8 protein-coding genes are annotated in these 7894 nt (G+C 64.2%); all 8 read left to right on the forward strand.

What is annotated here, in order from left to right; translation table 11 throughout:
- Positions 1 to 1028: di-heme oxidoredictase family protein (locus EN994_RS10255; RefSeq protein WP_245466005.1), on the forward strand; the 1028-nt coding region annotated here is incomplete at its 5' end.
- Complete coding sequence (locus EN994_RS10260; RefSeq protein ID WP_127307517.1) at positions 1028 to 2107, forward strand: imelysin family protein; 1080 nt, start codon at positions 1028 to 1030, stop codon at positions 2105 to 2107. The genes EN994_RS10255 and EN994_RS10260, both read left to right, overlap by 1 nt.
- 1 nt (position 2108) lies before the next feature.
- On the forward strand, positions 2109 to 3215 hold the full coding sequence (locus EN994_RS10265) for a DUF1513 domain-containing protein (protein ID WP_127307518.1): 1107 nt from the start codon (positions 2109 to 2111) through the stop codon (positions 3213 to 3215).
- Positions 3216 to 3310: 95 nt separating this feature from the next.
- Positions 3311 to 3988 (forward strand): tRNA (adenosine(37)-N6)-threonylcarbamoyltransferase complex dimerization subunit type 1 TsaB, encoded by a 678-nt coding sequence (gene tsaB, locus EN994_RS10270; protein ID WP_063169988.1) that lies wholly within the window; start codon positions 3311 to 3313, stop codon positions 3986 to 3988.
- Positions 3989 to 4071: 83 nt separating this feature from the next.
- Positions 4072 to 4566: a ribosomal protein S18-alanine N-acetyltransferase gene (gene rimI, locus EN994_RS10275; protein WP_063169989.1), complete on the forward strand. Its 495-nt coding sequence runs from the start codon at positions 4072 to 4074 to the stop codon at positions 4564 to 4566.
- 21 nt (positions 4567 to 4587) lie between these two features.
- Positions 4588 to 5388 (forward strand): 1-acyl-sn-glycerol-3-phosphate acyltransferase, encoded by an 801-nt coding sequence (locus EN994_RS10280; protein ID WP_063169990.1) that lies wholly within the window; start codon positions 4588 to 4590, stop codon positions 5386 to 5388.
- Between the two features lie 113 nt (positions 5389 to 5501).
- Entirely contained in the window at positions 5502 to 6872 is a 1371-nt protein-coding gene (gene miaB / locus EN994_RS10285) for a tRNA (N6-isopentenyl adenosine(37)-C2)-methylthiotransferase MiaB (protein WP_244514371.1), read from the forward strand.
- Positions 6873 to 6955: 83 nt separating this feature from the next.
- Positions 6956 to 7894 (forward strand): PhoH family protein (locus tag EN994_RS10290; RefSeq protein ID WP_245466006.1); only part of this gene is annotated, 939 nt, incomplete at its 3' end.

Raw genomic sequence — 7894 nt, forward strand, 5'->3', positions numbered from 1 at the left:
ACCATGAGGTGCTCAACTTCCCCGACCCGGTCTACGGCAGGCAATTGCAGGAGCTCGCCGTACCCGGCCTGCCCGGTGAAGGCAGGATGCATATCGACTATCAGGAACGTAAGGTAGAGCTGACGGACGGCGCTGTGATCTCCTTGCGCAAGCCGAGCTATTCGGTTGACGGCCTTGGCTACGGGCCGCTTGACCCACGCACCACACTGTCGCCGCGCCTGACCCCGCCGATGATCGGCCTGGGCCTGATCGAACAGATCGCGCCGTCTGATATTCTCGCCCAAGCCGATCCGGACGACAGGGACGGCGACGGCATTTCCGGCAGGCCGAACATCGTGCGCGATAGCCTGAACGGGGAACTGACGCTCGGCCGCTTCGGCTGGAAGGCGCAGACCGCGTCGATCCGCCAGCAGGCGGCGGATGCCTTTGCCGGCGACATCGGCATCTCGACGCTCGAAGAGCCGAGGCATTGGGGCGATTGCACTGCTGCGGAGGCAAAATGCCTCGCCATGCCGAACGGCGTGCAGCAGCGTCTTGGCCCGGTCGAGGCGCCGCCGCCGGTGATGGATCTCGTCACCTTCTATTCGCAGAACCTGGCCGTGCCGTCGCGCCGGGACCTCGACCGGCCGGACGTGCTCGCGGGCAAAAAGACATTCTACGAGATCGGCTGCATTGCCTGCCATACGCCGAAATTCGTCACGCGCCGCGATACGCCCAATAAGGCGCAGGCCTTCCAGTTGATCTGGCCCTATTCCGACTTCCTGCTGCACGACATGGGGCCTGATCTGGCCGATGGCCAGGCCGTGGGCGATGCGACGGGCAATGAGTGGCGCACGCCGCCGCTGTGGGGCATCGGCCTGACCGAGACAGTCAACGGCAATTCCTTCTTTCTGCATGACGGGCGCGCGCGCAGCCTGGCTGAGGCGATCCTGTGGCATGGCGGCGAGGCGCAGAAAGCGCGCGACCGTTTTGCCGCCGCTAACGCGACCGAGCGTGACGCATTGCTCAAATTCCTGGAGTCACTGTGATGTTCAAGCGTTCTGCATTGTTTTTCGCTCTTCCGCTGGCCCTGCTGGGCGTTGTCCCTGCGCCGGCGGCGGTCAAAGCCTCCGACATCATCCAGCGGGCGATCGATGGCTTCGTCCGCCCGGCCTATGCCGGCCTGCACGAGCATGCGGAAGCCTTGACCGGATCCATGCGCAAGCTGTGCGTCACGCCCTCGCAAGGAGAGCTCGATGCCGCACGCGCCGAATTCTCCGCCACCGTCTATGCCTGGTCGTCAGCCGAAATCATCGGCTTCGGGCCGATCAAGGAGAACAACCGGCTGGAACGCATGCTGTTCTGGCCGGATCGCAAGAGCATTGGCCTGAAGCAGGTGCAGGCGGCGCTGTCGGCGAAGGATCCAACCGCCACAGATCCGGCACAGCTGGCCGGCAAGAGCGTCGCCATGCAGGGGCTGGGCGCGCTGGAGTTCGTGCTTTACGGCGACGGCGCCGATGCACTGGCCGGCAAGGATGATTCCTACCGCTGCGCCTATGGCACTGCTGTTGCCGGCAACATCGAAACCATGGCCGGCGAGGTCAGCGCCGCCTGGAACAAACCGGACGGCTTTGCAGCGCTTTGGGCCAATCCGGGGCCGCAGAACCCGCTCTACCGCGACGGCAATGAAGCGGTGACCGAACTGGTCGGCGTCTTCATCAACGAGCTGGAAATGGTGCGTGACGTGCGCCTGAAAGGGTTTTTCGGCGGCAAGCCGGACGCGGACAAGCCGAAACAAGCGATCTATTGGCGCTCGCAAAACACCACCGCGTCACTGGCCGGCAATCTCTCCGGCATCGATACGCTGTTCCAGGCCTCGAAACTTGGCGACGCCCTGCCGGCCGATGCGCGCTGGATGGCCGAAGCGATCCACATCCAATTGGTCAACGGTGTCGCCACCGCCAAGGCCGTCAGCGGTCCAATCGACAAGGCGCTTGCCGATCCGGCATTGCGCGACAAGCTCGATCATTTCGCGCTGATCACCTCCAGCCTGTCGACCCTGATCGGGACCAGGTTGACCGCTGAATTCGGCCTGACCGCAGGCTTCTCCTCGCTGGATGGGGACTGAATTGAAAACCCCGCTGATAGATCGCCGCGATTTCCTGAGAGCTGCAGGCGTTGGCTTCATGGCCGCGATGGCGCCATCGGCCTGGGCAACGACGCTTTCGACCGACGCCGTCTTCGCCACCGCTTTCGTCAAACGCGACGGCAGCTTTGGCGCTGCCGTCCTGTCCGAGGCCGGCAAAGTCCTGCATGCGATCGATCTGCCCGATCGCGGCCACGATGTCACCTTCGATCCCATATCGAAACGCTCGGTGGTCTTCGCGCGGCAACCCGGCACCTTTGCCGTGGTTTTCGACCATTCGGGCCGTGATGCGCCGCTGACCATCGCCAGCATCGCCGGCCGGCATTTCTTCAGCCATGGCGTGTTTTCGGCCGACGGTGCGCTGCTCTATGCCACCGAAAACGACTTCGACAACGCCGCCGGCGTCGTCGGCGTCTACGATGCGCGGGCGAAATTCAGCCGTGTCGGCGAGTTCCCGACCTATGGAATGGGTCCGCACGAGCTTCTGCTCCTGGGCGATGGCAGGACGATTGCGGTAGCAAATGGCGGCATCGAGACCCATCCGGATTACGGCCGCGCCGAGCTCAACATTGCGACCATGAAGCCGTCCTACGTGCTGATAGACCGCGTCACCGGCGACCTCATCGAGAAGCACGAATTGCCGGCCGCACTGCATCAGCTGTCGATCCGCCACATGGACACCGATCCGTCCGGCACGGTCTGGTTCGGTTGCCAGTACAGGGGCCCGGGCACCGATCGTCCGCTGCTGGTCGGCCGCGCGGTGCGCGGCAAGGAATTGCAACTGCTCGACATGCCGCAGGACGTTTTGTCCGGCTTCCGCAACTACATAGGCTCGGTCGCCGCCAATCCGGCTGCCGGCACGGTCGCGGTCTCCTCGCCGGAAGGCAACTCGCTTGTCGTGCTCGATGCGGCCAGCGGACGGGTCGTCGCGAACAGCGCGCTGGTCGAGGTCTGCGGCGTGGCTCCCGATGGAACCGGCTTCATGGCCACCACCGGCGCTGGCGAGATCGTCGAGGGCAGTGGTGCGACACGCTCCGAACCGGACTATGTCTGGGACAACCACATGCTGCGCATCGAGCAGGCCGCATAGGCCACAAGCGAAGCCGCTTAACGAATTATGCACTATCCCCTTGCGGTGGCGGGCCGTGGCGGGCACAGGGAATTGTCTTTCGAACCGGTTGCTTCATGAAATTGCTTGCCATCGACTGTGCCGCCAACCTCTGCGCCGCTAGCGTCTATGACGCGACGGCGAAGCGGGAGCTCGGCCGCTCGGTGCTCGATCTCGGCAAGGGCCATGCCGAGCAGCTGATGGCGGTCATCGCCGAAGCGCTGGAGGCAGGCGCAACCGACTATGCAGGTCTTGGCGCCATTGCCGTGTCTGTCGGCCCCGGTTCCTTCACCGGTCTGCGGGTCGGCGTCTCGACCGCGCGTGGCCTGGCGCTGGCGCTGAAGATACCGGCAATCGGAGTGACGACACTGGAGGCGCTGGCTGCCGAAGCAGCGACGGCATTTCCCGGTCGCGCCGTGCTGGCGGCGCTGGATGCCGGCCGTGAGGAGATCCACGCGGCTTTTTACGACGAAAGGTTAGTCTTGACTTACGGTCCGGCCGTGGCCACGCTGGCCGACGTGGTGGCAATGGCGAAGGCAACGTCTCTGGTGCTTGCCGGCACCGCTGCAGCGCTCATCAGCGCATCGGCCGGGCGCGAATTCGATGTCGGCCCTCGGACGGCCACCGCCGACATTGTCACCTACGCCCGCCTGGCTGCCGCCAAGGGCGCGGGCGAACGGCCGAAACCACTCTATCTGCGCGGCGCCGACGCCAAGCCGCAGGCCGGGTTCATTCTTTCAAGGATCAGACCATGATCCCGAAAAGTGGAAGCCGGTTTTCACGGACAACGGTTCCCGTTTGTCCAGAGATCATGGTCAAACAAGAAAACAAAAATTAGATGCGCATACCTTTTCTCCAATCACGCCGCCGGGACTATGCGCTCGAGCCGCTGAGGATCGCCGACAGTCCGGCGGTCTCGCTGCTGCATCGCGAGGACTTTGTCCGCCCCTGGACCGATGGCGAATTTGCCGCCTTGCTCGAACAGGACACCGTGTTCGGCTATGCCGCGCGCGAAACCGGACAGGGCTCCAAGCCGCCCGTCGGCTTCGTGCTGGCGCGGCTTGCGGCAGGCGAGGGCGAGATCCTGACCGTCGCGGTGGCGCGATCGCATCGCCGGCAGGGGTTGGGCTGGCAATTGATGGACGCGGTGTTGCGCGAACTGCACGCGCAGCGCGCCGAAGCGCTGTTCCTCGAGGTCGACGAGACTAATGTCGCGGCGATCGCGCTTTATCGCCGGCTGGGCTTCCGCGAGGTCGGCAAGCGGCCGAATTACTACAGGTCGGCCGAACACGGACCGACCGGCGCGCTTGTCATGCGCCGCGATCTTCGCTAGCGAGACGGCCGGGATGGGGCGATGATCAAGAAAATCAGGATTTTCCTGGCGCTGGGCCTCGTTGTCGCCGGTTCGCTGGTCCTCGTGCCGTTACAGATACTGTCGATGAAGACCGGCTGGTGGCCGGAAACCTTCATCCTCAAGATCTGGCACAGGCTGATCATCAGGGCGCTCGGCATGCGCATCCATGTCAAGGGGACGCTGTCCGACAAGCGCCCGCTGCTGGTTGCGTCCAATCACATCTCCTGGACCGACATCATGGTGCTCGGCTCTTTTGCCGACGTAAAATTCATCGCCAGGGCTGATATGGAAGGCTGGCCGCTGATCGGCATGCTTTCGAAGCTGCAGCGTACCGTGTTCATCGAGCGCGAGCGCAAGCGTTCGTCGGGCGACCAGGCAAGCGAGATTGCCAGCCGCATGGCCAAGGGCGATGCGATGGTGCTGTTTGCCGAGGGCTCGACCGGCGACGGCAATATGGTCCTGCCGTTCAAGAGCACGCTGTTCGGCGCCGCCTCGATGGCGATTTCGGAAGGCGCGGCGGAACAGGTGTTCATCCAGCCGGTGGCGATCGCCTATACGCGTCTGCACGGCGTGCCGCTCGGCCGCCGGCATCGCCCGCTTGCCGCCTGGATCGGCGATGAGGATTTGATGCCGCATCTCAAGGTATTGCTGGCGGAGGGCGCGCTCGACGTCGAGGTGCATTTCGGCGAGGCAATCGCCTTTTCCAAGGGTTCGAACCGCAAGGAGACGTCGAAACTGATGGAAAGCCAGGTGCGTGAGATGATGCAGGCGGCGCTTGCCGACCCGCGGCCGAGCCGCTAGCCCCGGCATGCCCTTGCTGGCGCGGGCCGAGAATCGTCTGTTTTTTGTCACGGAAAGGCGTTAGAAGCCGCCTTATGGACTTGAACACGATAGAAAGCGACGACATCGGCACTATGGCTGGACAGCCGGCAGTGCTTTCCACGGCAGCGAAAAAAGTCTTCATCAAGACCTATGGCTGCCAGATGAACGTCTATGATTCGCAGCGTATGGCCGATGCGCTGGCTGCCGACGGCTATTCCGCGACCGATGCCATTGGCGAGGCGGACCTGGTGCTGCTGAACACCTGTCATATCAGGGAGAAGGCGGCCGAAAAGGTCTATTCCGAGCTCGGCCGTATCCGCGACATGAAAGCCGAGCGTGCCCTGGCCGGCCGCGAGATGCTGGTCGGCGTCGCCGGCTGCGTGGCGCAGGCCGAAGGCGCCGAGATCATCCGCCGTTCGCCGGCCGTCGACCTGGTCATCGGCCCGCAGACTTATCACCGGCTCCCCGACGTGCTGGCGCGGGTGCGCGGCGGCGAAAAGATCGTCGAGACCGACTACGCCATCGAGGACAAGTTCGAGCATCTGCCGCAGTCCAAGCGCGCCGAGGTCATCAAGCGCGGCGTCACCGCCTTCCTCACCGTGCAGGAAGGCTGCGACAAGTTCTGCACCTTCTGCGTCGTGCCCTATACCAGAGGCTCCGAAGTTTCCCGGCCGGTGGCGCAGATTGTCGCGGAGGCTGAGCGCCTGGCTGAAGCCGGGGTGCGCGAAGTGACGCTGCTTGGCCAGAACGTCAATGCCTGGCATGGCCAGGGCGAGAACGGCCACGAGTGGGGCCTTGGCCGCCTGCTGTTCAGGCTGGCCGAAATCCCCGGGCTGGCGCGTCTGCGCTACACCACCAGCCACCCGCGCGACATGGATGACGAGTTGATAGCGGCCCATCGCGATCTGCCGGCGTTGATGCCCTATCTGCATCTGCCGGTGCAATCGGGCTCCGACCGCATCCTCAAGGCGATGAATCGCCGGCACACGGCGAGGGATTATCTGGCGCTGCTCGACCGTATCCGCACTGCCCGGCCTGACATCGCGCTTTCCGGCGACTTCATCGTCGGCTTTCCCGGCGAGACAGAAGCGGATTTCGAGGCGACCATGGAGCTGGTGCGTCAGGTGAATTACGCCTCGGCCTTCTCCTTCAAATATTCGCCGCGCCCCGGCACGCCAGGCGCCGAAATGGCCGATCATGTGCCGGAAACGGTCAAGGACGAGCGCCTGCAGCGGCTGCAGGCTCTGCTTGTGAAGCAGCAGCAGGACTTCGGCTTGAGCCTCATCGGCAGCACCATCGACACGCTGATCGAGAAGCCCGGCCGCCAGGCCGGCCAGAAGGTAGGCCGCTCACCTTGGCTGCAGCCGGTTATTGTTGATGAAAAGGCCGGCGAAATCGGTGACATTATCCAGGTGCGAATCACGAAGACGGGCTACAACAGCCTGTTCGCCGAATTGGCCTGAGGGTCTCGGCAGATGAGGAGAGACGGTTGAGCGCAGCAGAGCTGAAGAACCTGCCCCCGGTACCGGCATCTGGGGCTTCTGACATGGCGCACATCGTTCTGACTTTCGACAACAACAAGCTTGCCAGCGCCCTCTATGGTCAGTTCGACGAAAACCTCGCCCGGCTCGAGCAGAAGCTTGGCGTCGACATCCGCTCACGCGGCAACCAGCTGACCATCAAAGGGTCCGCTTCTGCCGCCGAGCAGGCGCGCCGCGCCCTGGACAATCTTTACGGCATTCTCCAGAAAGGCGTCGATATCGGCCAGTCCGACGTTGACGGCGCCGTGCGCATGGCGATTGCCGCCGACGATCAGTTGACCCTGCCAACGCTGGAACGCAAGGGCAAGGTCTCCGCCGCCCAGATCGCCACCCGCAAGAAGACGATCTATGCCCGTTCGCTCAACCAGGACGCCTACATGCGGGCGCTTGAACGGTCGGAACTGGTGTTCGGCATCGGCCCGGCCGGCACCGGCAAGACCTACCTGGCGGTGGCGCACGCGGCGATGCTGCTCGAGCGCGGCATGGTCGAGCGCATCATTCTCTCGCGGCCGGCGGTCGAGGCCGGCGAGCGGCTGGGCTTCCTGCCCGGCGACATGAAGGAGAAGGTCGATCCCTATCTGCGGCCGCTCTATGACGCGCTCTACGACATGATGCCGGCCGACAAGGTCGAGCGCGCCATTGCCGCCGAAGTGATCGAAATCGCGCCGCTTGCCTTCATGCGCGGCCGCACGCTGGCGCATGCCGCCGTTATCCTCGACGAGGCGCAGAACACCACGCCGATGCAGATGAAGATGTTCCTGACGCGTCTGGGCGAAAACTCGCGCATGATCGTCACCGGCGATCCGACCCAGATCGACCTTCCCTCGAACACCAAATCGGGTCTGGTCGAAGCCTTGCGGGTGCTGGACGGCGTGGCGGGCGCGGTCACCGTGCGCTTCAACGACGGCGACGTGGTTCGCCATCCGCTGGTGGCGGAAATCGTC

Origin of the sequence: Mesorhizobium sp. M7A.F.Ca.CA.002.09.1.1 (assembly GCF_003998555.1) — a bacterium.
GTDB classification, from domain to species: domain Bacteria; phylum Pseudomonadota; class Alphaproteobacteria; order Rhizobiales; family Rhizobiaceae; genus Mesorhizobium; species Mesorhizobium ciceri.

What these genes read in the sequence shown, in the direction of transcription:
- miaB (WP_244514371.1), top strand. Translation starts at nt 5,502, where the DNA reads ATGGCTGGACAGCCGGCAGTGCTTTCCACGGCAGCGAAAAAAGTCTTC.
- EN994_RS10280 (WP_063169990.1), top strand. Translation starts at nt 4,588, where the DNA reads ATGATCAAGAAAATCAGGATTTTCCTGGCGCTGGGCCTCGTTGTCGCC.
- EN994_RS10260 (WP_127307517.1), top strand. Translation starts at nt 1,028, where the DNA reads ATGTTCAAGCGTTCTGCATTGTTTTTCGCTCTTCCGCTGGCCCTGCTG.
- tsaB (WP_063169988.1), top strand. Translation starts at nt 3,311, where the DNA reads ATGAAATTGCTTGCCATCGACTGTGCCGCCAACCTCTGCGCCGCTAGC.
- rimI (WP_063169989.1), top strand. Translation starts at nt 4,072, where the DNA reads ATGCGCATACCTTTTCTCCAATCACGCCGCCGGGACTATGCGCTCGAG.